At 64.8% G+C, this 25728-nt stretch carries 28 protein-coding genes and 2 tRNA genes; 8 read left to right on the forward strand and 22 right to left on the reverse strand.

Features of this window, described 5'->3' with window-relative positions:
• The first annotated feature begins 105 nt into the window (after window positions 1-105).
• The 5 genes from XH79_RS22890 (at window position 106) to XH79_RS22910 (ending at window position 3562) form a co-directional block, all read left to right on the forward strand.
• Window positions 106-1614 carry a sensor histidine kinase gene (locus XH79_RS22890; protein ID WP_271583020.1) on the forward strand — a complete coding sequence of 503 codons (1509 nt, stop codon included), beginning with the start codon at window positions 106-108 and terminating at the stop codon, window positions 1612-1614.
• The gene (locus XH79_RS22895) at window positions 1611-1961 is read left to right on the forward strand and encodes a sensor histidine kinase (protein ID WP_271583021.1); all 351 of its coding nucleotides are present in this window, start codon (window positions 1611-1613) and stop codon (window positions 1959-1961) included. Before XH79_RS22890 ends, XH79_RS22895 begins: the two co-directional genes overlap by 4 nt.
• A 22-nt stretch (window positions 1962-1983) precedes the next feature.
• Window positions 1984-2331, forward strand: coding sequence for a DUF3088 domain-containing protein (locus XH79_RS22900; protein ID WP_271583022.1), 348 nt, complete (start codon window positions 1984-1986; stop codon window positions 2329-2331).
• A 193-nt stretch (window positions 2332-2524) separates the two neighbouring features.
• Window positions 2525-3094, forward strand: a complete 570-nt coding sequence (locus XH79_RS22905) for a cysteine hydrolase family protein (RefSeq protein ID WP_212341209.1) — start codon at window positions 2525-2527, stop codon at window positions 3092-3094.
• A 162-nt stretch (window positions 3095-3256) separates the two neighbouring features.
• On the forward strand, window positions 3257-3562 hold the full coding sequence (locus XH79_RS22910; RefSeq protein WP_271583023.1) for a hypothetical protein: 306 nt from the start codon (window positions 3257-3259) through the stop codon (window positions 3560-3562).
• A 48-nt stretch (window positions 3563-3610) separates the two neighbouring features.
• On the opposite strand, the gene XH79_RS22915 is transcribed toward XH79_RS22910, so the two are convergent.
• From XH79_RS22915 to XH79_RS22925, 3 genes are read right to left on the reverse strand one after another with little or no spacing between them, the layout of a single operon-like run.
• Complete coding sequence (locus XH79_RS22915; protein ID WP_271583024.1) at window positions 3611-4882, reverse strand: flavin monoamine oxidase family protein; 1272 nt, start codon at window positions 4880-4882, stop codon at window positions 3611-3613.
• Window positions 4883-4891: 9 nt separating this feature from the next.
• Complete coding sequence (locus tag XH79_RS22920) at window positions 4892-5614, reverse strand: RibD family protein (protein WP_271583025.1); 723 nt, start codon at window positions 5612-5614, stop codon at window positions 4892-4894.
• Window positions 5615-5633: 19 nt separating this feature from the next.
• Window positions 5634-6305 carry an FABP family protein gene (locus XH79_RS22925; RefSeq protein ID WP_212341213.1) on the reverse strand — a complete coding sequence of 224 codons (672 nt, stop codon included), beginning with the start codon at window positions 6303-6305 and terminating at the stop codon, window positions 5634-5636.
• A gap of 137 nt (window positions 6306-6442) precedes the next feature.
• Here XH79_RS22925 and XH79_RS22930 point away from each other — a divergent pair, with 137 nt between their 5' ends.
• Window positions 6443-8563, forward strand: a complete 2121-nt coding sequence (locus XH79_RS22930) for a hybrid sensor histidine kinase/response regulator (protein ID WP_271583026.1) — start codon at window positions 6443-6445, stop codon at window positions 8561-8563.
• Window positions 8564-8590: 27 nt separating this feature from the next.
• Here the strand turns inward: XH79_RS22930 and XH79_RS22935 are convergent, their stop codons facing one another.
• From XH79_RS22935 to XH79_RS22985, 11 genes are all read right to left on the reverse strand, one after another.
• Window positions 8591-9910 (reverse strand): aminotransferase class V-fold PLP-dependent enzyme, encoded by a 1320-nt coding sequence (locus XH79_RS22935; protein WP_271583027.1) that lies wholly within the window; start codon window positions 9908-9910, stop codon window positions 8591-8593.
• Window positions 9911-10070: 160 nt separating this feature from the next.
• On the reverse strand, window positions 10071-10319 hold the full coding sequence (locus tag XH79_RS22940; protein ID WP_271583028.1) for a hypothetical protein: 249 nt from the start codon (window positions 10317-10319) through the stop codon (window positions 10071-10073).
• 217 nt (window positions 10320-10536) lie between these two features.
• Window positions 10537-10612, reverse strand: a tRNA-Phe gene (locus XH79_RS22945).
• Between the two features lie 185 nt (window positions 10613-10797).
• The gene (gene yacG / locus XH79_RS22950; protein WP_080135149.1) at window positions 10798-10980 is read right to left on the reverse strand and encodes a DNA gyrase inhibitor YacG; all 183 of its coding nucleotides are present in this window, start codon (window positions 10978-10980) and stop codon (window positions 10798-10800) included.
• Window positions 10981-11152: 172 nt separating this feature from the next.
• Complete coding sequence (locus tag XH79_RS22955) at window positions 11153-11782, reverse strand: Maf-like protein (protein ID WP_212341219.1); 630 nt, start codon at window positions 11780-11782, stop codon at window positions 11153-11155.
• 156 nt (window positions 11783-11938) lie between these two features.
• A complete protein-coding gene (locus XH79_RS22960) occupies window positions 11939-12406 on the reverse strand; it encodes an arsenate-mycothiol transferase ArsC (protein WP_271583029.1) in 468 nt (155 codons plus the stop codon).
• A 72-nt stretch (window positions 12407-12478) separates the two neighbouring features.
• Window positions 12479-12976: a UPF0262 family protein gene (locus tag XH79_RS22965; protein ID WP_271583030.1), complete on the reverse strand. Its 498-nt coding sequence runs from the start codon at window positions 12974-12976 to the stop codon at window positions 12479-12481.
• Window positions 12973-14268, reverse strand: a complete 1296-nt coding sequence (hisD, locus tag XH79_RS22970; RefSeq protein ID WP_271583031.1) for a histidinol dehydrogenase — start codon at window positions 14266-14268, stop codon at window positions 12973-12975. Before hisD ends, XH79_RS22965 begins: the two co-directional genes overlap by 4 nt.
• Before the next feature lie 251 nt (window positions 14269-14519).
• Complete coding sequence (locus XH79_RS22975; protein ID WP_212341227.1) at window positions 14520-14969, reverse strand: DUF2948 family protein; 450 nt, start codon at window positions 14967-14969, stop codon at window positions 14520-14522.
• A gap of 81 nt (window positions 14970-15050) precedes the next feature.
• Window positions 15051-15710: an epimerase gene (locus XH79_RS22980; protein ID WP_212341229.1), complete on the reverse strand. Its 660-nt coding sequence runs from the start codon at window positions 15708-15710 to the stop codon at window positions 15051-15053.
• A 26-nt stretch (window positions 15711-15736) separates the two neighbouring features.
• Window positions 15737-16675: an SDR family oxidoreductase gene (locus tag XH79_RS22985; RefSeq protein ID WP_271583032.1), complete on the reverse strand. Its 939-nt coding sequence runs from the start codon at window positions 16673-16675 to the stop codon at window positions 15737-15739.
• A gap of 88 nt (window positions 16676-16763) precedes the next feature.
• Between XH79_RS22985 and XH79_RS22990 the strand changes: the two genes are divergently transcribed.
• Window positions 16764-17405 carry a TetR/AcrR family transcriptional regulator gene (locus tag XH79_RS22990; RefSeq protein WP_212341232.1) on the forward strand — a complete coding sequence of 214 codons (642 nt, stop codon included), beginning with the start codon at window positions 16764-16766 and terminating at the stop codon, window positions 17403-17405.
• A gap of 196 nt (window positions 17406-17601) precedes the next feature.
• On the opposite strand, the gene XH79_RS22995 is transcribed toward XH79_RS22990, so the two are convergent.
• The 5 genes from XH79_RS22995 to XH79_RS23015 form a co-directional block, all read right to left on the reverse strand.
• The gene (locus XH79_RS22995) at window positions 17602-18426 is read right to left on the reverse strand and encodes an alpha/beta fold hydrolase (RefSeq protein WP_271583033.1); all 825 of its coding nucleotides are present in this window, start codon (window positions 18424-18426) and stop codon (window positions 17602-17604) included.
• 115 nt (window positions 18427-18541) lie between these two features.
• Window positions 18542-19051: a hypothetical protein gene (locus tag XH79_RS23000; protein ID WP_271583034.1), complete on the reverse strand. Its 510-nt coding sequence runs from the start codon at window positions 19049-19051 to the stop codon at window positions 18542-18544.
• Window positions 19052-19243: 192 nt separating this feature from the next.
• Window positions 19244-19552 (reverse strand): EthD family reductase, encoded by a 309-nt coding sequence (locus XH79_RS23005; RefSeq protein WP_124159447.1) that lies wholly within the window; start codon window positions 19550-19552, stop codon window positions 19244-19246.
• Between the two features lie 213 nt (window positions 19553-19765).
• Window positions 19766-21472, reverse strand: a complete 1707-nt coding sequence (locus tag XH79_RS23010; RefSeq protein ID WP_271583157.1) for an FAD-dependent oxidoreductase — start codon at window positions 21470-21472, stop codon at window positions 19766-19768.
• 39 nt (window positions 21473-21511) lie between these two features.
• Window positions 21512-21700: a hypothetical protein gene (locus XH79_RS23015; RefSeq protein ID WP_212341235.1), complete on the reverse strand. Its 189-nt coding sequence runs from the start codon at window positions 21698-21700 to the stop codon at window positions 21512-21514.
• A 316-nt stretch (window positions 21701-22016) separates the two neighbouring features.
• Here XH79_RS23015 and XH79_RS23020 point away from each other — a divergent pair.
• Window positions 22017-22091: transfer RNA gene (locus tag XH79_RS23020), tRNA-Thr, on the forward strand.
• 1347 nt (window positions 22092-23438) lie between these two features.
• On the opposite strand, the gene XH79_RS23025 is transcribed toward XH79_RS23020, so the two are convergent.
• From XH79_RS23025 to XH79_RS23035, 3 genes are all read right to left on the reverse strand, one after another.
• Window positions 23439-24101 carry an HAD family hydrolase gene (locus XH79_RS23025; RefSeq protein ID WP_212341237.1) on the reverse strand — a complete coding sequence of 221 codons (663 nt, stop codon included), beginning with the start codon at window positions 24099-24101 and terminating at the stop codon, window positions 23439-23441.
• Between the two features lie 936 nt (window positions 24102-25037).
• Entirely contained in the window at window positions 25038-25232 is a 195-nt protein-coding gene (locus tag XH79_RS23030) for a hypothetical protein (protein ID WP_212341239.1), read from the reverse strand.
• A 5-nt stretch (window positions 25233-25237) separates the two neighbouring features.
• Window positions 25238-25705: a Crp/Fnr family transcriptional regulator gene (locus XH79_RS23035; RefSeq protein WP_212341240.1), complete on the reverse strand. Its 468-nt coding sequence runs from the start codon at window positions 25703-25705 to the stop codon at window positions 25238-25240.
• Between the last annotated feature and the right edge of the window lie 23 nt (window positions 25706-25728).

Here is a 25728-nt window from a genome sequence, read left to right on the forward strand (position 1 = left end):
CGCATCCTTCCATTTGAAACTCCCGGTCAGGCGGGTATGCTCGCGCGCGCGTCCTCATCGAGGAGGTCCGATTGCAACTGGAGCCGGGGGGCCGAGAGTCCAGCAATGCTTGTGATCACCGGGCTCGTGCGCATCCTGATCGTCTGCCTGCTCGCCAGCCTGTCGCGTGAATGCATCGCAGCCGACGGCCCACGGCAGCGTTCGATCCTCGTGCTGGAAGAAGCCGATTTTCGCTCGCCCTTCTATTCCGAGATCTTTGCCGGCATCCGCGCCGCCGCAAAGCAGAACGGCAAGGGACACACAGTGATCTTCGGCGAGAGCCTCGATCTCGCCCGCTTCCCGGGACCGGACTACGAAGAGAGTCTGGTCGGTCATCTCAAGACCAAATATGCGCATCGGCCGATCGACGTCATCGTCTCGATCGGCGTGACATCGGCGAAATTCCTTCAGGCGCGCAAGCAGGACATCTGGCCCGCCGCGCCTGTCGTGTACGGCTTCGTGCCGGACATGCCCGAGACGCGCGCGCTGTTCCTGCCCAACACGACGGCCGTCTTCGCAAGGGTCAGACCGGCGCAGCTGCTGATCGCGGCGCGCGCCGTCGTCCCCGACCTGACCCATGTCGTCCTCGTGGGCGAAGCCTGGAAGAATCCACTGACATACGGACACTGGAAGCAGGACTTCGCGGCCGCCATGCCCGATCTCGAAGTCACCGATCTGTCCGGCACCGTGCTGCGTGAGGTGCGCAGTCACGTCGCCTCCCTGCCCGCCCGCTCTGCGATCCTGACCTCGGCGATGTATTCCGACGGCGAAGGCACCTATTATTCCCCCGCCGCGGCGCTCGCACGCGTCGCCGAGAATGCGAACCGCCCGATCATCATCACGTCAGATACGTTCCTCGGACGGTCGGGCGTGGGCGGCTTCCTGCTGCTGCCCGAGATCATCGGCCGGGAAGCCGGCGAGGTCGCGATGCGCATCCTCGACGGCGAAGCGCCGTCGAGCATCGCACCCGTCAGCGGGAACAACGTGAAGCCGATCTTCGACTGGCGGCAGCTGAAACGCTGGAATGTGGACGAAGCCAATCTGCCCCCCGGCAGCGAGGTGCGTTTCCGCCAACCGAGCTTCTGGGAGCAGTATTACTGGCACTCCATCATGATCGCGGGCGTGGTGCTGGTGCAGGCGCTGATGATCACCATTCTGCTGCGCGAGCGCCGGCTGCGCTTCGTGGCCGAGGTCGAGGCGCGCCAGCGCATGTCGGAGCTCGCCCACATGAACCGCCGCGCGACCGCCGGAGAGATGTCCGTCTCGCTCGCACACGAGCTGAACCAGCCGCTCGCCGCCATTCTGATCAATGCCGAGACCGCCCAGCAGATTTTGCGGAATCCGGCGCCCGACCTCGGCGAAGTCAGGGACATACTGGACCACATCCGGCGCGACGATCAGCGGGCGGCCGAAGTCATCGGCCGGCTGCGCTCGTTTCTGAGGCGAGACCCGACCGAACGGCGCGAGCTCGACCTCAATGCCACGGTCGGCGAGGTGTTTCGATTCCTCTCCGTGCAGGCCCTGACCCACGATGTCGAGCTCGTGACTCAGCCGTCCCCGCGGACATCCGCGTGAAAGGCGACAAGGTGCAGCTGCAGCAGGCCATCCTGAACATCGTCGTGAACGGCATGGAGGCCGTGGCCCATCTTCCGAACGAGCGGCGCCGCGTCGTCGGACGAACCAGTCTCGCTGAGGGCAACCTCGCCCTTGTCTCCATCGCCGACGCAGGTCACGGCATCCTCGCGGAGAAAGTGACCGAGATCTTCAAGCCGTTCTTCACGACCAAGACGCAAGGCATGGGCATAGGCCTCTCGATCGCGCATACCATCGTCGAGGCGCATGGCGGCCGCATCTGGGCCGAAAACGCCCCGTCAGGGGGCGCCGTCTTTCACGTCAGCCTGCCGCTGGCCGCGCCACGGTAGCGACCAATCTCCGGAGCGACCCATGACGCGCGACCGCCTGTTCCTGCTGCGCCCCGGCTTCGAGGACCCCGCCTATCCGGGCCAACGCTTCTACTGCTGGCATTGCGCGCTGATGGAGGGGGTGCTCGCCTCGTTTCCACAGCTTGCCGAGAAGCTCGACATCGAGCGCATCGCCTGGCCGCGGCCGCGGCAATCCGTGATCGCGCTGGTCGGCGAACAGAATCAGTCGCTGCCGCTGCTCGTGCTGGCGGACGGCGCGACGTCGCGGCACCAGACCGGCAGCCATCAGGGCCGCGCCTTCATCGCCGACAAGGACGCCATCCTCGCCGCGCTGTCAGAGCGGCACGGCTTTCCCGATCCGCATCCGTGAGGACCGTGCGTAGGGTGGGTTAGCGTCAGCGCAACCCACCTCTTTGGTCGCCGCAGAGATAGCAGTGGTGGGTTACGCCTTCGGCTAACCCACCCTACGAGACTGTCCGTCGCGAAACGAGGGAAGATTGGCATTGCACCCTCCCGATCGCTGCGCATAGTCGGCGCAACAAACCAGCCGAGCCCGCCCCGCCATGCCCACTCCCCTCCCCGCCCTCATCGTCGTCGACGTCCAGCGCGCCTTCGACGAATGGGAGGCGGCGGGCAAGCGGCGCAACAATCCCGAGGCCGTGGCGCGCATCGCCGACCTGCTCGCGGTGTTCCGGACCAATCGCGCATCGATCTTCCACATCCGCCACGAGGGCACGAGGCCGAACTCGTCGTTTCTGCCGTCGCGCTCGGGCTATGCGGTCAAGGACGAGGCGCGCGAGCAGGACGGCGAGCCCGTGATCGTCAAGCGCGTCAACAGCGCCTTCATCGGTACGGACCTCGAGACGCGCCTGCGCGAAGCCGGTATCACCACACTCGTCATCTGCGGCGCCACCACCAATCACTGCGTCGAAACGACGACGCGGATGGCCGGCAATCTCGGCTTCGATGCGCGCCTGGTGCGCGATGCGACCTGGACGTTCGACCGGGTCGGCCCCGACGGCGATGCGCATTCGGCCGAGGACATCCACGCGATGACGTTGTCGAATCTCAACGGCGAATTCGCACGCATCGTCACGGCGAGCGACGTGGTCGCGTCATTCGCGGCGAAGTGATGGCACCGATGCGGCACGCGTGGTGATGCGACAATAAATCCCACGACATGCGATGATTCGCTGACCTCGAACATCGCGCGCTGCGTCGTTTCGACGCCCGCACTGGCGGGAACGCAGCGAGCACCCATGTGTTGTCACACGACATTCAACTGGAGTGACGACATGAAGTATCTCATTGCCGTGATGGCCGTCGGTGCCGCGGCGCTGGCCGGCGGATCGGCGGCGAACGCGGCCAACACCACGAGCGCGAAGCAGAACGCGCCGACCGACATCAGCGCGCAGCACCGGCACCATTATCACGGCCATCGCCATCATCACTGGCGCCATCACAACCACGGCTATTATCGTCCGCACTACCGGAACTACGGCTACTACCCGCGGCACCACGGCTATTATGGCGGCGGACCGTACGGCTATTACGGCGGCGGCCCCAGCGTAAGCTTCGGCTTTGGCGGCAGCCGCTGGTAAACTGGCCGGCACGGACGAACGAAAGGCCCGCGCATGCGCGGGCCTTTTTTATCCCCGCAACATCGTCTCCGCCGTCGCCAGCCCGCTCGACAGCGCGGCCTCGACCGTGCCCATGTCGCGCCCCCGGTAGAGCGCTTCGCCGGAGAACAGCACGGCACCGTCGGCGCGCGCGAGGACCGCCTGCGCATCGCGTGTGCGCGGCGTCGCCCAGGAATAGGCGCCGCGGGCGAACGGGTCATGCATCCAATTGGTCGCCGCGGCCGCGACGAGCTCGCGCGCGATAGCCTCGCGAGGCAAGCCGAAGATCGTGGCGAGCGAGTCCAGCCCGGTGTCGACCAGTCCTTGCGAATCGAGATGCGACAGCTCCGCCGCCCGCGGGCCTCCGAACCAGCCGGTCAGCACCGGACGCTCGTCCGGATAGCGCGTCCACCACACCGGAATGGCCTGGTCCGACAGCAGGAACGTCATGTCGGCAAGGTCAGGCTTGTGCTCGCGCCACCATGGCCGCGTAAAGCGCAGCAGGATTTTGATCACGCTGCCGAAGCCGATATCGTCGGCGGCAGCGGCCTTCGTCCGCGCAGCCACGGGCAGAGCGATGTCTGGCAATAACGGCAGCGGAACGGTGACGATCACGCGATCGCAGCCGTGCACGTCGCCATTGGCGCAACGGACGACAAGCGCGCCGCCCGCCTCTTCGATGGCCGATACCACGCAGCCGAAGCGGATCGCGGCGCCATGCCCGCGGCACTCGGCCGCCAGGAAATCGATCAGCGCGCCATAGCCGCCGACGATGCGCGCCTGAGCGTGGTGCCCGCCGTCCATCCATTCCTCGCGCAGCGCCAGGATCGAGGCGCGCGCCGGATCGGCCGCGTCGTAGCCCTCGACCATGCGCTCGATGGAATAGCGCAGCCGCTCGTATTTTGGTCCGGAAAAATGGCGGTGCAGGAAATCGGTGACGGTGAGATCATCCTTCAACTCCGCGAGCACGGCTTGCAGCTCCGCCTCATGCGGATCGTGGCGCTCTTCGCGCGAGAGCCCTGTGCCGTCAAAGCTCCATTGCGTGCCCTCGATCTCCTGAAGCGACAACCCCGCCTCGCGCAGCAAAGCGCGCGTGACCGGCGCCTCGCCATGGATGAATTCGGCGCCGCCATCGGCGGGATAGCCGAACTCCGATGCCGGCAGCGGATGGATGCGGCCGCCGCAGCGCTCGCGTGCTTCGAGAATGGTCACCCTCTTGCCGCCGCGCGCGAGCGCACGCGCCGCCATCAGGCCGGCCGCCCCCGCGCCGACGATGACAATGTGCTCTGGCATATCAGGCATGGCGGCGCTTTACCCGGCCACGCCTTGCGGATCGTTCTTGATCAGATAGCGCAGCAGCAGCACACCGCCGCCAAGCTCCCGCACGCTCTCCAGCGTCATCGCGGTGAGGGGCGCGCGCTTGTTGCTGTCCGCTGCGATGGAATCGAACACGAAGGGCGCGCCGCTGGCCCCATCGATCGCCGGACTGAGGATCAAATTGAATTCGTCGATCAGACCGGCGCGCAAGAAGGCGCCATTGGCGACGCCGCCGCCCTCCACCAGCAGCCGCTTCACCCCCAACTCATGATTGAGGATGTCGAGCGCCAGCGCCAGGTCGATCTCGGAGTCGATCTCGGACTTGCCGGCGAAGATGTAGGACACGCCTTCGCCGCGCAGCCCCGCCAGATGCGAATCCGGCACGCTCTCGGTAAGCACCACCACGATCGGATCACCGCCGATGTCGGAACGGCCCCAGCCGATCTTGCCCTGCGCGTCGAGCACGACGCCGTAGGTCTTTGCATCGCGCCGCGCGAACCAGCTCTGACGCGGAAAGGTCTCGCCCGACATTTCGGGATAGGGCTTGCCCTTGGCGAACTCCGAGCCGGTGACACGGCCGATCACCCAGGCATCACCGCCGAGCTCCTCGTGGATCTTCTCGAACCAGTCCGTGCCCGCGCCCTTCGGACGCCAGCGGCTGGGATGCGTGCGGCCGTCGAGGCTCGAATGCATCAGACAGATGACATAGGGCTTCATGCAAATCTCCGGATGACGCTCAAGCCGGCGTTCCGCTGCCGCCGTCGGCTTTGGCGCGATCGTTGACGATCACCGCGAGCGGATTGAGCTTTGGCGGTGCGACGAGCTGGAGCGTGTTGGTGTCGTGATGATTGAACGGCGCGCCGCGGACGAACAACTCGGTCTGGATCAGATAGGTCCAGCTGCCGTCGTCGTTGAAGGTGATGTCGCAGCGGTAGGAATCAGTGCGGAAGGCCTGTTCCAGGAAATCGGTCGAGCAGATCCCGTAAGCGGTGTCGCCACGCTTCGCGGTGACCGAGATATTCCGGTCATCCGGCCCGGCCTTGCCCGAGGCCAGCAGCACCTGCCCGCGCGGGATCGCCAGCGTCTGCATGATCAGCCCGGTCGCGGGCTCCCACAGCCAGTAGCCGACCTGGTCATGGAAGGTGATGTCTTCTTCCGGCGTGTTGATGTGGATGTGATAGCGCAAGCCATAGAACAGCTGCGGGCCGTTGGCCTGCGGATCGATCGGGTCCATCCTGATACGCTCGATGAAGGTGCGCCGCTCCGGACCATCCGCCTTCGGATTGATGTCGATGCCCTTGTCCGCCTGCCACGTGCCGGCAAGTCGGCGAAGCGGGCCGAGATTGGCGAGGGCGTCGGGCGAGACGTCCTCAGGCTCGGTGAAGATGTCGGCGGGAATGGGGAGCATGGGAACCTCGCGTCGTTGCGGGAGGCAGCAATAGCACAAGGCCGGCGCAAAACTACTGCGACGGAACCAGAAGCCGTGCCGGACGTTGTCGGCCGTCGAGTCCTTGAAATCCGGGCCTCGGTTGGGCAAGGACGCCCATGTCACGCGTCGCGGGGAGTCCGGTGCTGTCTGAGAAAGCCGCTCGGCAGTCGACTGATGTATCCTTCCTCGCCGATGGCGGCGAGCTGGGCGCGATGATGCGCGCCTTCGACTGGTCGGACTCGCCGCTCGGCCCTCCCTATCATTGGTCCCAGGCCCTCAAGACGACAGTCGGCATGCTGCTGGCGGCGCAGGCCCAGATCGTTCTGTTCTGGGGCCCCGATTTTGTCGCGCTCTACAATGACGCCTATGCGCCGGGCATCGGCGCCAATCATCCCCGCGCCCTCGGTCGCCCGGCGATCGAGAATTGGGGCGAGCTGTGGGACGATCTCGAACCGTTGCTGGCCGGCGTTCGCCGCACGAGGACAACATTCGCCGCAAAGGACCGGCCCTTCTACGTCGAGCGTCACGGCTACGGCGAGACGAGTTACTGGGACGTCTCCTATTCGGCCATACCCGATGACGACGGCTCGGTCGGCGGCGTCCTCTGCATCGTCTCCGAGACGTCCGAGCGTGTTCGCGGCGAGACCCAGCTGCGGGCCAGCGAAGCGCGCTACAGGGAGCTGAATGCCACGCTCGAACAGCGCGTGGCCGAACGCACCGCCGAGCGACACCTGCTTGCCACGATCGTGGAGACCACCGACGGGCAGATTCAGGCCCTCGATCTCGACTATCGCTGGCTCGCCATCAACGCGTCCTGCGCCGATGCCTATGGGCGCATCTTCGGCAAGTGGCCGAAGGTCGGCGATTCCCTGCACGAATTCCTGGCCGACCGGCCGGAGCATCTCGCTGCGGCCACGGCGATCTGGAGCCGCGCGCTGGGCGGCGAAGCCTTCACCACGATCGAGGAATTCGGCGATCCCCGCTTCGACCGCCGCGTCTACGAGATGAGGTTCGAGGCGCTGCGCGCGCCGGATGGCACGCGGATCGGTGCGTTCCTGACCGGGACGGACGTGACCGATCGCCTGGAGGAGCAGGCGCGTCTCGCACAGGCGGAGGAGGCGCTGCGTCACGCCCAGAAGATGGAGGCCATGGGCCAGCTCACCGGCGGCGTCGCGCACGACTTCAACAATCTTCTCACGCCGATCGTCGGCCTGCTCGACATGTTCCAGCGCAAGGGCATCGGCGGCGAGCGCGAGCACCGCCTGATCGCCGGCGCAGCGCAGGCGGCCGAGCGGGCCAAGACGCTGGTGCAGCGTCTTCTCGCCTTTGCGCGCCGGCAACCGCTTCAGGCCGTTCCGGTCAATATCAGCCGGCTCGTCGCCGAGATGGGCGACCTGATCTCGAGCACGACCGGACCGCAGATCCAGGTGACGGTGGACACGCCGGAAGGGCTTCCCGAGGCGATGGCCGATCCCAACCAGGTCGAGATGGCGATCCTGAACCTCAGCGTGAATGCAAGGGATGCCATGCCCGACGGCGGCAAGTTGTGCATCTCGGCCAAGGCCCGCAGGGTTGAGCGCGCACACGAATCGGGACTGATGCCGGGCACCTATGTCTGCATCTCGGTCGCCGATACCGGCATCGGCATGGACGAGGACACGCTGGCTCACGCCGTCGAGCCGTTCTTCTCGACCAAGGGTGTCGGACAAGGCACCGGTCTCGGCCTTTCGATGGTCCACGGCCTGGCGTCCCAGCTCGGCGGCGCGCTCACGATCAGGAGCGCCGTGGGCTCAGGGACGACGGTGGAGTTATGGCTGCCGGTGAGCCAGGCGACCCCAGGCGCGATCGACATCGTCCCCCAGCCGAAACTGCAGCCGCTTGCCGCCGGCACGGCGCTGCTGGTGGACGACGAACCGCTGGTGCGCATGAGCACCGCCGAAATGCTGAGCGAGCTCGGCTACAGGGTCGTCGAGGCGGCCTCGGCGGAAGACGCCCTTCAGCGCGTCAGGGAAGGCCTTCGGCCGAACCTGCTCATCACCGACCATCTCATGCCGGGCATGAGCGGCACGGACCTCGGCCGCATCCTGCGCAATCAATATCCCGAGCTCCAGATCCTCGTGGTCTCAGGCTACGCCAACAGCGAAGGCATCACGCCGGATTTGTCGCGGCTGACAAAGCCATTCCGGAGCGATGAGCTGGCGGCGAGCCTGGCGAACCTCACCAAGGTGGCGCATTAGGCCGCCAAGCACCATTCACGCGCCGCTTCAGCCAGCCTTCGTCCCCGTGATGGCCGCAAGCGCGTCGACGAGGCGGTCGAGATCGGCCTCATCGGTGTAGAGCGCCGGCGTCACGCGGATGCACTGGCCCTTGGCGACGCCCGCCCGGCGAACCGTCAGGACCTTATGCGTGTCCCTGAGCTTCGCCACGATGGCGTCGTTGTCGGCCTTGCTCGTCTTGCCGGCGAGGCGGAACGACGTGATCGCACCATAGAGGCCCGCCTCATCCGGCGTCAGGATCTCGATGTCCCTGAAGCCCCGGCTACGACTGACCCAGTAGTCGCGCAAGTAACGCAGGCGCGCCTGTTTCGCCGCAGCACCGATCTGCTCATGGAGCTCGACGGCCGTGGGCACCGTCAGCACCGTGGCGAAATTGACCGTGCCGGTGTGCACGCGCGAGCGGATGTCGGTTTCCGGAAAATCCTCGTCACCGAGGTCGCGATCGATGGCGGCGAGGCGGTCCTTCTTGATGTAGAGGAAGCCCACGCCGACCGGCGCGCCGATCCATTTGTGCAGGTTGAAGCCGACGAAATCGACCTCGAGCTCGCCCACCCTGAAGTCCATCTGTCCCCAGGAATGAGCGGCGTCGAGGATGACGTCGACGCCCTTCGCCCTGGCCATGCGCGCGATCTCGGCGACCGGCATGACGAGGCCGGTGCGATGGCTGACATGGGTGAGGAGCAGAAGCCTGGTCTTCGGATTCGCTTCGAGCGCACGGGCATAGGCGTCGAGCACGCCCTGACGGGTGGCCGGCTCCGGCACATCGAACTTGACCACGTCGACACCGCGGCGCGCCTTCAGCGCGTTCATCGCATACTGCATCGAATCATAGTCGAGGTCGGCGTAGAGCACGCTGTCGCCGGGCTTCAGCCTGTTGTAGCCGTTGATGAGCAGCTGCAGCGCTTCGGTCGCGCCGCGGGTGAGCGCGATCTCCTCGGGCGCAGCTCCAACCGCCGCCGCCACCTTGGCCCGCACGGCCTCGAAATCCGCGCCCGCGCGCTGCCGCGCGTAATAGGTGTTCTGATAGTTGACCATGTCGGACAGGCGGATGAACTCACGCCGCACCGGCTCGGCCATGATGCCCCAGAAGCCGTTCTCCAGATTGACGACGTCAGGCGTCACGGCATAGAGCCGCTTCACGGCCGTCCAATAGGCCTTGTCGGTGGCGATTGCGGCCGCGGGTCCGCTCAGTTGCGCCGGCAGTCCCTCGGCGGCAAGCGCCGGCGCCGAAAGCGGCGCGACGGCTGCGGCCGCGAGGCCCTTCAGGATCGACCGACGGTCGGAAGAAATTGTCTTGATCAGATGCATGTCCACTCTCCGCGAAGCGCGGCGAAAGGAGCAGCATTCATTGACCGGGCGATGACAATCCGATGATGCCGGCGACCCGGCCGCAGGGAATGTGCGTGCATCGCGCGGGCGGTCGCGGGAATGAGGGCCGCTGATCGCCGCCCTCAACCGAAGACCGCTCTCAAGCCGCTTCCGACATCGATTTCGCACGCTGCTCGAGCACGCCGATCGTCGACACCAGATTGTCGCGTCGCGCGCGAAGATTGGCCGCGAGCAGCGGATAGGCCGGCTGATTCACGTCGAACACACCGGTTTTCGCTTCTTCCTCGAGAATGTCGGTGTTCAGCAGCCGAACACGCCACCACAAATCGGCGATCAACGCATCGAGCTGGAGTTCACCAGTCGCACCAGAACGGGACACTTCCTGCATGACTTGCCTCAACCTGAAACGGCCACCTCTGCCGGGGCCTGGATTGGTCCTGACTGAGCAAGCAGGGTGCCAGGAATGGGCGGGCGCGATCGGGTTTGGAAGCGAGCTGCACGATGGTCCGGTTGTCAGCAGAACCGGTGAACGCGCACGCGAGGCGGAGTTCGCGGCCGTCGTTCAGCTTCTATGAGGATCGGGGAAATTCAGCGAACAAGCTGGATGGTGCCCAGGGGCGGAATCGAACCACCGACACTGCGATTTTCAGTCGCATGCTCTACCAACTGAGCTACCTGGGCGTGCTCCTAGAGAGGGGCCAAAGCCCATCGAGCGGGCGGTTTATAGTGGGCCGAGAGCTGCCTGTCCACCCGGCTTTGCCAAGTGGCTTCGCCGGGGACGGCCCGGCTGTGCACAAGGTGGGGCGGGCTTGCCGCGGCTGGCGCGCGGCGCGTCGATGAAGCATCTAAGCTATTGATATAACTTACTATTCGACATCATCCACTTCGTCGTCGCGGCCGGGGATGACGTAGGAACCCTTCAGCCAGCGGTTCAGATCGACGTCGCGGCAGCGCGAGGAGCAGAACGGGCGGGTGGCCTGCGCCTGCGGCTTGCCGCAGATCGGGCAGGTTTTGAGCGGCCCGGCGGGCTTTTTGACCTGGTCGTCCATGAGGTGCGCAGCTTAACTGGGATGAGGGAGTTCAAGCGCCTGTCGGCGAAGGGGTTCCGGGAGCAGCCGCGCATGCGCCGCCGCGCGGACCCGGCCGGGCCATTCTACTGTGCATGGGGTTGTTTTCGAGGTTTTTGTCGGCGCGGCCTTTTTGTCAGCGTGGCCTTGGCGCTCACACCGCGGTGGAGTTGAGCCAGCCGAAGCGGATCGGAAAGCCCTCGCCGCCGAGCAGCGTCGTGGTCTCGTAGAGCGGCAGGCCGACGACGTTGCTGTAGGACCCCACCATCTTCACCACGAAGGAGCCGGCGATGCCCTGCACGGCATAGCCGCCGGCTTTGCCGCGCCATTCGCCGGAGCCGATATAGGCCTGGATGTCGTCCTCCGACAGGCGCTTGAAGCGGACGCGGGTTTCGACCAGGCGCTGGCGGAAGGCCTCGCGCGGGGTCACCAGGCAGATCGCGGTGTAGACGCGGTGGTTGCGGCCCGACAGCAGCCGCAGGCACTGCGCGGCTTCGTCCACGAGATTGGCCTTGGGCAGGATGCGGCGGCCGACCGCCACCACGGTGTCGGCGGAGAGGATGAAGGAGCCGCGCAGCTCATCGTCGAGCTGCACCGATTTGAGTGCCGCATCAGCCTTGGCGCGCGCGAGCCGATTGGCGCAGGCGCGCGGCAGCTCGCCCCGCTTCGGCGTCTCGTCGACGTCGGCCGGCCGGAGCGCGTCCGGCTCGATGCCGGCCTGGTTGAGCAGCGACAGGCGTCGCGGCGAACCGGAGGCAAGTACGAATTTGGGGCGGCCGAGCATCAGGTGATTTGGGGGATGAAGGAGGGGATGAATTGCGCGCGGAACCTATCGGAAGGGGGCTGATTTCACAACCCGGGAACCCGGACTTTGCTGATTCGAAGCGTCCGACATCGCTGTGCCCTCAGTCTGTGACGCAGGTGTTACGCCCGCCGGATGCTACCCGCTCGCCGCGCCGACCTTGGCAAAACGCCGGCGGATGCGCAGCAGGAGCTGGTCGCAGACCTCGCGATAGGCAGCGAGCTTCTGGTCGCGGCTGCCCTCGATGGTGGTGGGATCCTGGGTCGGCCAGTATTCGACATCGGCGGCGAGCGTGCGGGTCAGCTCCAGCGCCTTGTGGTGCGCTTCCGGCGAGAGCGTGATGATGAGGTCGAAATTCAGTCCCTCCCAATCCTCCAGCTCCTCGAAGGTCTGCGGCTTGTGGGTGGAGATGTCCTGGCCGAGCTCGCCCATCACGGCGACCGCGAACGGATCGAGCTCGCCCTTCCTGGCGCCGGCCGACTTCACGTAGAGGCCCTGCGGAAACATGTGCTGCAGCAGGCTCTCGGCCATCGGCGAGCGCACGCTGTTCATCGCGCAGGCGAACAGCACCGATTGCGGATCGCGTGCGCGTGGGGGCGCAGCCATCCGCGTTTAGCCTCTTTTGATAGAGGGCATGGCCTTGTCGGAAAACCGCTGCACACTTTTCCGGGCCATGCCCTAGCCCTTCCAATGCAGGACGGTAATGAGCGTGAACAGCCGGCGCGAGGTCTCGAAATCGACCCGCACCTTGCCCTTCAGCCGCTCCTGCAGCGTTCGCGATCCCTCGTCATGGATGCCGCGGCGGCCCATGTCGATGGCCTCGATCTTGTCCGGCGTCGCGGTGCGGATCGCCTGGTAGTAGCTGTCGCAGATCATGAAATAGTCCTTCACGATCCGCCGGAACGGCGTCAGCGACAGCAGATGCGCGACCACGGGCGATCCGTCCCCGCGGCGGATGTCGAACATCAGGCGGTTGCCGGTGATGCCGATATGCAGCGTGAACGGGCCCTGCCCGTCGGCGCCGTCGGGCGCGAACAGGTTCTGCTCGATCAGATCGTAGATCGCGATCGCACGCTCGTGCTCGATGTCCGGCCCGGAGCGGCCGATCGAGTCCTCGTCGAGCGTGACGCCGACGATGCGGTTCTGCGAGTCGTCCTGTTCGGGCGGCTTTGTCATGACAGATTGAGGCGCAATCCAATCGAGCGCGAATGAGCGTCCAGCCCCTCCGCCTTGCCGAGCGTCATCGCGGCCGGTCCCAGCGCGCGGAGCTGATCCGGGCCGCATTTCAGGATCGAGGTGCGCTTCATGAAGTCGTGCACCGACAGGCCTGAGGAGAATCGCGCCGAGCGCGCCGTCGGCAGCACGTGGTTGGAGCCGCCAACATAGTCGCCGATCGCCTCCGGCGTATGGGCCCCAAGGAACACCGCGCCGGCGTTGCGGATCTTGGCGGCGAGCCCGTCGGGATCGGTGGTCATGATCTCGAGATGCTCGGCTGCGATCGCGTCCGCAAGCGGAATGGCATCGTTGAGGTTCTTCACCATGATGATGGCGCCGAAATCGGCCCAGGAGGCGCTGGCGATCGCAGTGCGTGGCAGCGTCTTCAGTTGCGCTTCGACGGCCTTCTCGACATCGGCGGCAAGCCGCGCGGAATCGGTGATCAGGATCGACTGCGCGCTGGCATCGTGCTCGGCCTGCGCCAGGAGGTCGGCGGCGATCCAGTCGGCATTGCCGGTGTCGTCGGCAATGACAAGCACCTCGGAAGGACCGGCGATCATGTCGATGCCGACCTTGCCGAACACCAGCCGCTTGGCGGCGGCGACATAGGCGTTTCCGGGGCCAACGATCTTGGCGACCGGCGCGATGGTCGCCGTTCCGTGCGCTAGCGCGGCCACGGCCTGCGCGCCGCCGACGCGGTAGATCTCGGTGACGCCGCCGAGATGCGCGGCCGCCAGCACCAGCGGATTGAGCTTGCCGTCGGGCGAGGGCACCACCATCACGAGGCGCGAGACGCCGGCGACCTTTGCTGGCACCGCATTCATCAGCACCGAGGACGGATAGGCCGCAGTGCCGCCTGGGACATAGAGGCCGGCGGATTCGATTGCGGTGTAGCGCCAGCCAAGCTCGACGCCGAGTGGATCGGTGAAGCGCTCATCCTTCGGCAGCTGGCGGCTGTGGTAGGTCTCGATGCGGTCGCGCGCGAGCTTGAGCGCATCCAGTGTCGCTGCATCGCAGGCCTTCACGGCCGTCTCGATCTCGGCAGCAGTGACGCGCAGGCCGGATGCATCCAGCTTCAACCGATCGAATTTTGCGGTGGCCTCGAGCAGGGCGGCATCGCCGCGCCTTGCCACGTCGTCGACGATGGCGCGCGCGGCGGCCTCGACGTCGGCCGAGACCTCGCGCTTGGCGGCGAGGAAGGCCGCGAATCGCTGGTCAAAATCGGCGCTGCTGCGGTCGAGACGAACGGGCATTTTTGGCTTGGCTTCCGGCTGGTCTTTGGGGCGGATTGGCTCACCCGGGCCCCTGCTCAATGGCGCGGCGGCCCCCCGCCGTCAACCCTTGGAAGGTGTCGTCCCGGCCTAGTGCGCAATTGCGCACGGGGGCCGGGACCCATATCCACCGGCGGTAATTATTGGGCATATCGGAGCCCCATCTCGTTTCAACAACAAAGCCTTGGGGTTATGGGTCCCGGCCTTCGCCGGGACGACATTGTGGGCCACCCTCACCCCTCCCCTTCCACCTCCACGCCCGTCCCCAGGTCGTCCGTACCCAGATCCGTCAGCTCGCATTCCAGGCATTCGACGTCGAGGCGGATGGCGCCGCCCTGGGCGAACAGCAGGAGGGCGCTGCCGCCGGGCTCCTCGGCGCGGCCGTCCTGGGGGTGAAACTCGATGCCGACGAGGTCCAGCACCTTGTCCAGCGCGCCCAGGTCGATATTGCGCGATTTGCAGGCGAGCACGCGGTCGAAGCGGAGCGCGGCGACCAGCCGGCGCGGCTCGGTCGCGCCGTCCAGGGTCTGCTCCCAGTCCAGCCGGCTCATGCCGACCACCAGGCGCTTCTCGCTCTGCCGCCAGATGATGTCCGAGGCCTGCACGCGGGCGTCCTGGACATGTGTCGAGATCACGGCGAGGTCGTCGGCATCGAGCGCGATCATCTTGAGCTGGGGAGACATCGCCGGCGCTTCTCCTTCAGGGCGGACGGGGCTCAACGCGCGCAGGCGCCGAAATTTCCTCACAACTAACCGGCTGGCCGGCTAGAGGCTATTGATATCCTCCATTTCCAGCACCTTCCGCGGATACCCTTCCCGGGCGACATGGATCATGGCGCGGCCTATCTGCTCGGTCGAGGTGACGAGCGAAGGCGAGATCCGGCGCAGCACCGACCAGAGCGGCCAGGTTGCGGTATAGGTGGCCTGCACCCAGGCGGTCTTGGAACGGGCGCCGTGCAGCGGCTGGATCGCGCCGGGCCGGAACATGTAGGCGCCCTTGAACGGCAGCTTGAGCAGATCGTTCTCGGTCTTGCCCTTGACCCGGGCCCACATCCGCGAGCCCTGCTCGGTGGAATCGGTGCCGGCGCCGGTGACATAGGTGAAAGTCATCTGCGGATTGAGCCGCGCCAGCGTCGTAGCAGCCGCGAGCGTGAGGTCGTAGGTGAGATGGCGGTAGCGCTCCTCGCTCATGCCGATCGAGGAGACGCCGAGGCAGAAAAAGCAGGCCTCGTAGCCGGTGAGCTGGGCTTCGATCGCCGAATAATTCAGGAAATCATCGTGGATGATCTCGGCGAGCTTGGCGTGGTGCACGCCGGTCGGGCTGCGCCCGACCACGAGCACGCGCGCGATGCCGGGGTCGATCAGGCACTCGCGCAAGACGCCCTGCCCGACCATGCCGGTCGCGCCGAAGATGATTACTCGCATCGGGGCGCCCCCAATTGCGATGCGGCTCATGCAGCGACCGCGATATCGTCGAACGACACACCGGTCAGCGTTGCCGAGGCATCCCACAGCATGGCCGCCGCAGCAAAATCCTTCGCCTGGTTCATGATCCTCGCAGGCGCCGGCGCTCCCTTCAACTCGTAAAATCCGTTCGGGCCGTAATAGCCGCCGGGCTCGACGGAGGGAGATGTCGCCGCGAACAGCGTCGGCAACGCGCCTGCGGCGGCGGACTGGCTGATGAAGGGCTGCAGCAAGCCGCCGATCTGCCACGACAGGTTGTTGGTGCCCGGTCCGTTCGGAATGAGATCGGTCCGCGCGTAACCGGGATGGGCGGCAAGGCTCATCACACCCCAGCCGGCGGCGAGGCTGCGGCGCTGCAATTCCAGCGCAAACATCAGCATCGCGAGCTTGGACTGGCAATAGGCGCGCCAGGGACGATAGGAATGCTTGGCTTGCAGATCGTCGAAGTTGATCGCGCCGGAGCGGTGCGCAAGGCTGGAGAGATTGACGACACGCGGTGCCTTGGCACGGCGAAGCTGCGGCAGCAGGCGCGCCGTCAGCGCATAATGGCCGAAATAGTTGGTGCCGAGCTGCATCTCGAAACCGTCCTCGGTCTGCTGCCGCTTCGGCAGCGCCATCACGCCGGCATTGTTGATGAGGAGATCGAGCTGCTCGTTGCCGGCGGCAAAGCGCCTGGCGAAATCGGCGACCGACGACAGGCTGGCGAGATCGAGATGCTCATAGGCGATCAACGCATTGGGAAACCGCTCGCAAATGCCCTCGATGGCCCGCAGGCCCTTTGCGTCGTTGCGCCCGGTGAGTATGACAATGGCACCGGCGCCCGCCAGCGCCATCGCCGTCTCGTAACCGAGCCCGCCGGTGGCACCGGTCACGACCGCGGTCTTGCCGCTGAGGGAGGGAATGTCTGCCGTGGTCCAGTCGGCCATGCCGTAACTCCGGGGCTGTCAGGGGTGGAAAAGGCCTGCGACCGGTCTAAATGTGCACTAAGTGCAATTTTGCAAGAGGTGAAATAATTTGAAGGTTTCGAAGTCTGCCAGAAAAGGCGCCAAGCCATTGTCGGCGGCCGCAAAATCGCCGCCGGCCGCCGGTCTGCGCCAGCGCAAGCAGCAAGAGACTCGCGAGCGGCTGACACGCGCGGCGATGGCGCTGTTCCTGGAGCGCGGCTTCGAGGCCACGACCATCGACGACATCGCGGCGGCGGCCGACGTCTCGCGCCGCAGCTTCTTCCACTACTTCGCCTCGAAGGAGGACGTCGTCGCCGCCTGGCAGGAGGATGCCGCGGCCGCGCTGGTCACCGAGATCCTGGCACGGCCTGCGGACGAATCGATGCTGACGGCGGCGGAGAACGCGATCGCAGCGGCGGTCAAGCGGATCGATCCCGCGGAAGCGGCGGCCATGTCGCGGCTCAAGCGCGATAATCCTGCGCTACAGGCGCGCGACCAGCTCAAATACGAGAAACTCGAGCGCGCGCTCGCCGAGGGGCTGGCACGGCGCGCGAGAAACAAATCGGACCAGTTGAAGGCGCGCCTCGTCGCCATGATCGCCACCGGCGCGATGCGCGTCGGCGGCGAGAGCTGGATCGGCGAGGGTGTGCGCGAAAAGCCGGAAGCTTTCGTGAAGCGCACGTTCGATGCGATCCGGGCGATATTGAAGTGAGTGTTCTCTTCCTTCTCCCCTTGTGAGAGGGGGGCGATCCGCGAATTCAATCGCGAGTGTCGTAGGGTGGGCAAAGCGAAGCGTGCCCACCGCCTCTGTTGCAGGGCTGGATCGATGGTGGGCACGGCGCAAGTGCGCCTTTGCCCACCCTACGATTCCGGGCTCGCGGAGAGAGCCGCTCACCTGTCTCGCCGCTTCACTCCTTGAAAAACGCCAGCAGGTCGGCGTTGATCGTTTCGGCGTGGGTGGTCGGCATGCCGTGTGGAAAACCCTTGTAGGTTTTCAGGATGCCCTTCTTTAGCAGCTTGGCCGAGAGTGGGGCAGAATCGGCGTAAGGAACGATCTGGTCGTCGTCGCCGTGCATCACCAGCACCGGGACGTTGATCTTCTTCAGGTCCTCGGTGAAATCGGTCTGCGAGAACGCGACGATGCCGTCGTAATGCGCTTTCGCGCCGCCCATCATGCCCTGGCGCCACCAGTTCTCGATCACCGCTTCCAACGGCTTCGCGCCGGGACGGTTGTATCCGTAGAACGGACCCGCCGCGATGTCGCGATAAAATGCCGAGCGGCCTGCGGCGAGCTGGGCCTGGAAATCGTCGAACACGCTCTTCGGCAGGCCGCCGGGATTGGCCGCGGTCTGCACCATCAGCGGCGGCACCGCCGACAGGATCGCAGCCTTCGCGACGCGGCTCTCGCCGTGACGGGCGATGTAGTGCACGACCTCGCCGCCGCCGGTGGAGTGGCCGACATGGATGGCGTTCTTGAGGTCGAGATGCGCGGTGAGCGCAGCGAGATCGTCGGCATAATGATCCATGTCGTGACCGTCGGCGACCTGCGCCGAGCGGCCGTGACCGCGGCGGTCATGGGCGATGACGCGATAGCCGCGCGTGACGAAGTACATCATCTGCGCGTCCCAGTCGTCCGACGACAGCGGCCAGCCATGGCTGAACACGATCGGCTGGCCGGAGCCCCAGTCCTTGTAAAAAATCTCGACGCCGTCCTTGGTGGTGATGGTGGGCATGAATGGCTCCTTCAGTGAGAATCAATCCGGGGCTCGCAAAAACGCGAGCCGGCAAACCGGAGATGGTTGTGCGATATCACGAGGTCGATGCCGCGCACCGACCGGGACCGTGCATTCAGGCAAACGTCATCGGCTTGTAGCGCCGCCAGGCACCGATCGTGAGCACGACGAAAAACACCAGCACGATGCCCTGCACCACGGCGAACACAGGTCCCGATGGCGGCGCCGGCGGCACCGCGGGCGCGAGCGCGGCGAGCGCCGGCACCTTCAGGAACGACTGGATCACCAGCACGAAGACGTTGAAATAGAGCGAGATCATCGCGGTCACGATGTAGACCGGACGCCAGACGCCAGAGAGCTTCATGCCGTAGAGCGCGAAGCAGGCGATCGCGAGCAGCACCAGCGAGATTATGCCGATGATGTGCGAGGGCAGCAGCTCCTTGAACGGAAACAGGAAGCCGGTGGCGCTGGTGAGAATGGTGAACAGCAGAAAGATCGCGGTGAGGCCCGGCATCGGCTTCGAGCCAAGCAGCCCGAACATCACGACGAAGCCGGCAGCGATGGCGATCAGGCTGATGATGACATGGATCAGCGTAATGGCGGACAGGCTCAACCCGAGAACCATGACATCTCTCCTACTCTCTGCATCGAGACAACCAGAGTAGTATTACGGTCCTCATGGGATTGCCACATGCGTTGTCGTCACATGCGTGAACGCAGCCATGCGTCATCGTGCGAATCGACAAACGCATGGCTGAATTTTTTGCAGCGCTGTCACAAACGACAGCAGGCTTTCGACGAAAGTTGAATCGATCCCTCAGACTTCCTTGGTGTCGAAGATCAGGAGATCGGCGCCGCCGCTGGCGAATTTCGGCACGTCGGCGCCGGTCGCCTTGCCTTCCGGACTGGCGAATGCCGCCTGGATGTCGGCCACGCTGTCGAAGGTGAGAATGGCGACGAGATGGATTCCGGAAGGACCTGCGGGAGATGCGACCGGTCCCTTGCTGACGGCGTATTTCTTCAGGCCGGGAAGTTTTTTTGCGAGCGGAATGTGCGTCTCGGCATAGTACTTGTCGAAGGCCGCAGCATCCTTGGGTGTTTTGTACAGCACGACGATTTCAGCCATTGAGTCCTCCCGTTGAATCCTTGTCTTATGTCTACCCTGATGGTGAGGAGGCGCGTTAGCGCCGTCTCGAACCATGAAAGGCCCGGCTCATTGTTCCGGGCCTTCATCCTTCGAGACGCCGCTTCGCGGCTCCTCAGGATGAGGAGATAGTCTGCAGGTTGTGACGCGATGGCAAGCCGGATTCGGCTTGCCATTCCCTTGCCTTCTCCTTGACTAAAGCGCCGGTTTTGCGGCGTCGCCGAGATAGCCGTGCAGGGAGGCGACGACCTGGGCGCCCTCGCCGATGGCTCCGCCGACGCGCTTGACGGAGCCGGAGCGGACGTCGCCGACGGCGTAGACGCCGGGCACGGACGTTTCGAGCGGCGCCACCAGCTTGCCCTGGTTCAGCTCGGACTGCGCGCCTGTTACGACGAAGCCGCCGCGATCGAGCGTGACGCCGCAGCCGGCGAGCCAGCTCGTGGCGGGATCGGCGCCGACGAACAAAAAGAGATTGCGGATGTCGGCTTCATCCTCATCCGCCGACAGGCGGCTCTTCCAGCGGACGCGCCGCAGCAGCGAGGCCTCGTCGCCTTCGAGCGCGGTGATCTCGGTGTTGAACAACAGTTCGATGTTCGGCGTCGCTTCGATGCGCTCGATGAGATAGCGCGACATGCTGGCGCCGAGGCCGCCGCCGCGGATGATCATCAGCACGCGCTTGGCGTGACCCGACAGGAACACCGCGGCCTGGCCTGCCGAATTGCCGGCACCGACGAGGGCCACCTCCTCGCCGGCGCAGAGCCGCGCCTCCACGGGCGATGCCCAGTACCAGACGCCGCGGCCCTCGAACTTGTCGAGATTCGCGATCTCGGGGCGGCGATAGCGCGCGCCGCTGGCCACCACCACCGCGCGCGAGCGCAAGGTATCGCCGCAATCCAGCGCCAGCGCGAAGGTGCCGTTGGCGCGCGAGCAATCCAGCGAGCTCACCGACATCGGAATCATGATGTCGGCGCCGAACTTCTGCGCCTGGGTGAAGGCGCGGCCCGCCAGCGCCTGACCGGAGATGCCGGTCGGGAAGCCCAGATAATTCTCGATGCGCGCACTGGCGCCGGCCTGGCCGCCGAAGGCGCGGGTGTCGACGACCGCGACCGAAAGGCCTTCGGAGGCCGCGTAGACCGCGGTTGCCAGCCCTGCCGGTCCGCAGCCGACGATCGCGACGTCGTAGATGCGGTTGTCCTTGGCGCCGCCGATCATGCCGATGGCGCGGCCGAGCTCGGTCTCGCTGGGATTGCGCAGCACCGTGCCGCCGGCGGTGACGACGAGCGGCCAATCCTCCGGCTTCGGCGAATAGCGCGCGATCAGCTCGGCGGCGTCATGCTCGCTGTCGGGATCGAGCAGATGATGCGGCTGGCCGTTGCGGGTGAGAAAGCCCTGCAGGCGCACCACGCCGGCGGAGTTCGAGGGTCCGATGAGCACGGGGCCGCCGATGCCGCCCTGGATCAGATTGACCCGGCGCAGGATCAGCGCGCGCATGATGCGCTCGCCAAGCTCGGCTTCGGCCACCAGCAGCGCGCGCAGCCGGTCCGGCGGGACCAGGAGCACCTCGACATCGCCCTCGGCGCGGCCGTCGACCAGCGCCGGCCTGCCCGAGAGCTGGCCGAGCTCGGCCAGAAACTGCCCCGGCCCCTGATCGATCACCGGGGTGACGTGGCCGAGACCGTCGCGCTGGGTGATGGCGACGTGGCCCGCCAGCACCACGAACATGCCTGGCCCGGGCTTGCCGGTCTCGAACAGGAGCTCGCCGTCCTCATAGTGCCGGAGCTCGCCGAAATGGCGCAGGCGCTCGATCTCGACTTGTGTCAGCGTCGGAAAGGTCTGCTCGGGACGCGTGAACTGCGCCATCTGCGCCTCCCGGTCGGTTCGTTGCACCTCGTCCTGCGCCATCGTCATTCCCGCTCATTCCAAAAATCTAGCTGCCGGTCTTCACTCGCCGGTCTTGCCGGCGGTCCCCTCATTTAGGGAGCCATCGTCGTTCTGCGAGGGCTCGGTGATTGCCGCGCGCTCGCGCGCCTGCACCTTCCGCCGCTTCAGGTTTTCGCGCAGCGCCGATTTCAGGCGGTCGTCCCGGGACGCCCGGTCCGGTCTCGAGTTCTTGTCGTTTGGGTCGGTCATCAAAGGTCCATCGCAGCGATCGGCCATAACATGCCCAACGAACATGGCAGCTCAAGAGGCGAGCCCGATCCGATCGTGCGAAACTCGAAATGGATCGAATCCGGGCCCTGGGCCAACTGGCCAGTTGGGCGGGGATATCGGAGGCCGAATCGGCGGAAAGTCGATGGTTTCGAGCGAAAACGGGCATTTTGACCCCGATATCGGCCCGATTTTCTCGTTTTGGCGTGGCTTGCAAGCTTGCACAGGAGGGGGGCTTGTGGCAGATATCGGCCCGCTTGGTAGGCCCCTGTGGCGGCCGATTCTGATCCCAGCACATGCTGCCGTAGCTCAGTGGTAGAGCACTCCATTGGTAATGGAGAGGTCGACAGTTCAATCCTGTCTGGCAGCACCATCCACTTCGTTCAATCAGACATGAATCAGCGTTCTCGCGGCACCTGACGCCCGAGTTTTGCTCGTTTCCTTGACCCTCCTCTGGGAAGAGGGCGCAGGGAAGACCGGGTGCCGGCTGGCACCCATGATCCGCTTGCGCGAAGATTTGCACACGCAAATGCGCAGGCGGGACGACAGGTGGGCCGGAAAACACCCGGCCTTCCCTGCGCGATGGTTTGACGGCTTATGCCTGCTCTCCCCGGAGCCGAGTTCCTTCTGGCCTCCGTCACCTCGCGAATTGACGATGTCTCCAGGCCCGGTTGAGCCCCGATCCACCTCCGCAAGGCTTGACCGTAGCAACGACGGTCAGGACCACACGGTTTTGCCGTACGCAGCTGCGCCGTCCGTCCGCACGGAGCAAGACCTCACGAGGTTCATCTCGCCCTGGTCCCGCCTTCGCGTGCCCGACGCTGCCGCGTCCACCGCACCCCGATCCACGTTCGTTACGACGTACGATCGCCCCTCTCCGGGGACCGGGATGGCGGGATAGTGCCGCAAATCCGAATTTCGGTAAAGTGGAATATTTTTGCGGGCAGGGATTGACGGTTTTTGCGCGGGAGGCGGGTGTTTTGCCCGACGGGCAAATTGAGGCTCCGATAGAGTTTGCGTTTTGCCTGATCGGGACTGTGCTGTCCGGCTTGGTTGCCTTCGGCTTTCATAGAAACTCGCTGCACTCAATACTCAATGGCGTTGCTCTAGCCGTACCGGCCTTTGTAGAGCGAAGCGAAACCCATCCTAGGGGGCTTGGCGGGGGATGGGTGTCGTACCCCGACGGATCGAACGGGCGTGGCAGCGAGTAGTCACCTCGCGCCGTTTTCCACAACACCGGGGTGTTAACAGACCACGACGGATTGACCGGGCAGCGTCCGCTGCCGACAATTCCCGACCGATAAGCTGGGAGGAAAAATGAGACTTTGTTTTGCAATTTGGGCCGGCACCATTCTCGCTACGCTTCTGGTGGCAGCACCAGCCTCTGCAGATAGTTGCAGCCAATGGAGGAACACCTGCATTTCCAGCGGTCCGGCCGCAGACGGTGACAAGAATTTAAAGAAGTGTACCGCGGCAGCCGACGAATGCCGCGTGCAATGCAAGAAGGGACAGAAGGTGTTCGTCGGCCCCTTCAATGGCCAACATCACCCGGTGACGTCTTGCAACTAGACGCGATGGATGCAGTGGCCTAGCCCGCAAGCTGGGCAAAGCGAAGCGAAACCCATCAAGACTTTGCTCGATGGCGAACTGATGGGTTTCGCAAGTGCTCCACCCATCCTACGCGGGCACAATAGACGTTGCGCTTTTGCGAGTGACGCAATCATTCCGTGCGGGACGCCAACAAGGCCGGAAGATCGCTCATTCGATGAAAGACGCGGTCGCAGATGGCTGCCAGCTCCGGCTCAACTTCCGGATCACCTCCGGTAAAACCCAAGACTTTCATTCCCGCGGCCTTTGCCGCGCGAGTTCCGGACAACGAATCCTCAACAACGACGCAACGCGAGGGGGGCACGCCCAACGTTTGCGCAGCATGCAGAAATAGACCGGGCTCAGGCTTCCACGAACCGACCTCGTACGCACTGAAGATGCGTCCTTCGAAGCGCGCCAGCAGTTTCGTCAGTCCGAGTGCGTGCGTGAGCTTCGACATGGGCCCGTTAGACGCTACGCAAACCGGGACGGTAATTTCGGCAAGTGCCGCATGGATTCCTTCGACCGGCTTCAGTTCTGCATCGAAGGCCAGTGCAGTTGCACGTCGGATGTCTGCGACGAAAGTATCGCGAACGCTGCGGCCTAACCGGCGCTCGATTTCGCGCACGCAATCCGCCATCTTGACCCCTCGAAAGGAACGTACGGCGTCTTCCACGCTGATCGTCACGCCTTCCTCGGCTGCGGTTCGCGCGAACACGGTCAGCTGGATGATCTCACTGTCGACCAGAACGCCGTCCGAATCGAAGATAACGAGCTCGGGATTTGCAGACGTCATCCTTGCGATGCTCCAGCCGCGCAGTTGTTCGGAGCTTCGCTATATCCGGGATCGTGGACGGGCACCATACCGGGCCGCCTAATTGTCCCGGATTGCGCTTCGCTCCATCCGGGCTACGAGCTCTCGCCGCGCAGCGTCCTTCTTTCCAGTCGAGACGAATGGCGCAACAGGTTGCAATAGCGGTGTTGTGGAGGGCGCCCCCCGGAGCAGCCGCGTCAGAAGTTGTCCTTGACGAATTTCTCGCCGATCTCGATGGCGTCCAGCAGCGACTTCCTGTCGTCGTGTCCGGTTTCGTAACCCTTCACTATCGCCCCTCCGGTGACCGGGATGGCGAGACAGTGTCGCAAATCCGAATTTCGGTAACGTCGAATGTTTTCGCGGGAGGGGGTTGACGGATTTTGGGGCGGCGGGGCGTTTTGCCCCGACGGGCAAATTGGCATGCATGAAGAACACAAGCGCGAAGACCTGATTGCCGAGGTTTCTGCCTGCTGGACCGCGCGGGTAAGGTTAATTCTTCCTTTCGATTGTCGGTAAAATTTTATCTATTATCGTCTTCTCATTCATGACGAACCAGAGGCTCCGATAGTGTTTGCGTTTTGCCTGATCGTGACTGGGACTGTGCTGCTTCTGTCCGGCTTGGTTGCCTTCGGCTTTCACAGAAACTCGCTGCACTCGATGGCATTGCTGTAGCCGTACCAGCGTTACCCTGAACGTCCGGATCTCTCTGGCCAAGACCTGAGCATACGCGGCAGGATTACGAGAGATCACGCCCAGCTTCAGCGGACTCGCAGACCTTTTGTAAAGAGTGCGCCAAGGGCCGGCGTGCAGGATGGGTAGAGCGAAGCGAAACCCATCAGAGCCTTGATGGGTGACGAAACACGATGGGTTTCGCAAAGTGCTCTACCCATCCTACGCGCTACGAACCTTGATCATCCGCTAAGGTAAGCCACGGCCACGCGCAAGCAAGACCAACATCACAAACAGCGGAACGAACAGCACGATCGTAAGCGGGAGCAGCAACGCCAAGGCTTCAAAGCCGCGAATGAAGAAACGAATGATGCCATATGCTCCCGTCGCGGCCAACGCAAAGGCGACTATCGCTGCGACCGAATAGCGGACCAGTCGCTCCATCCGGGCTACGAATCCTGATGTCCCGCAAACCGATCGTCCGATCGGCGCAGCCGTCGGCACAGCTCGCGATTGATGTTCTGCAGGACGATCACGTAGGCGTGGATATCGGACTTGTAGCAGGCGTAGAGCTTTCGGGCCGTCAGCTCGTACAGCACGGTCGGGCTTTCCGTGACCACCGTGGCCGAGCGATTTTGCATTTCGATCAGCGTCATCTCGCCGAAGAAGTCACCAGGCTCCAGACGGGAAATCGGGACGATGCTCCCCGCATTCGTCCGTTTACTCACCGCCAGCCGGCCGGACTTGACGATGAACATCGAACGTCCCGGCTCGCCTTCGGCCACGACGGTTGCTCCGGCATCGAAGCGGCACTCGACCAGCATCGAGATCAGGAGGTCGAGGCTTGGATCCGGGAGACCGCCGAAGAACGGCGTCGCCAGCAGGAACGCTTTCAAATCGGGGGCCGTGACAGTCATTGCGCAAGGATACGCCCCACCGC

Source organism: Bradyrhizobium sp. CCBAU 45389 (assembly GCF_028128625.1).
GTDB classification, from domain to species: Bacteria; Pseudomonadota; Alphaproteobacteria; order Rhizobiales; family Xanthobacteraceae; genus Bradyrhizobium; species Bradyrhizobium liaoningense_B.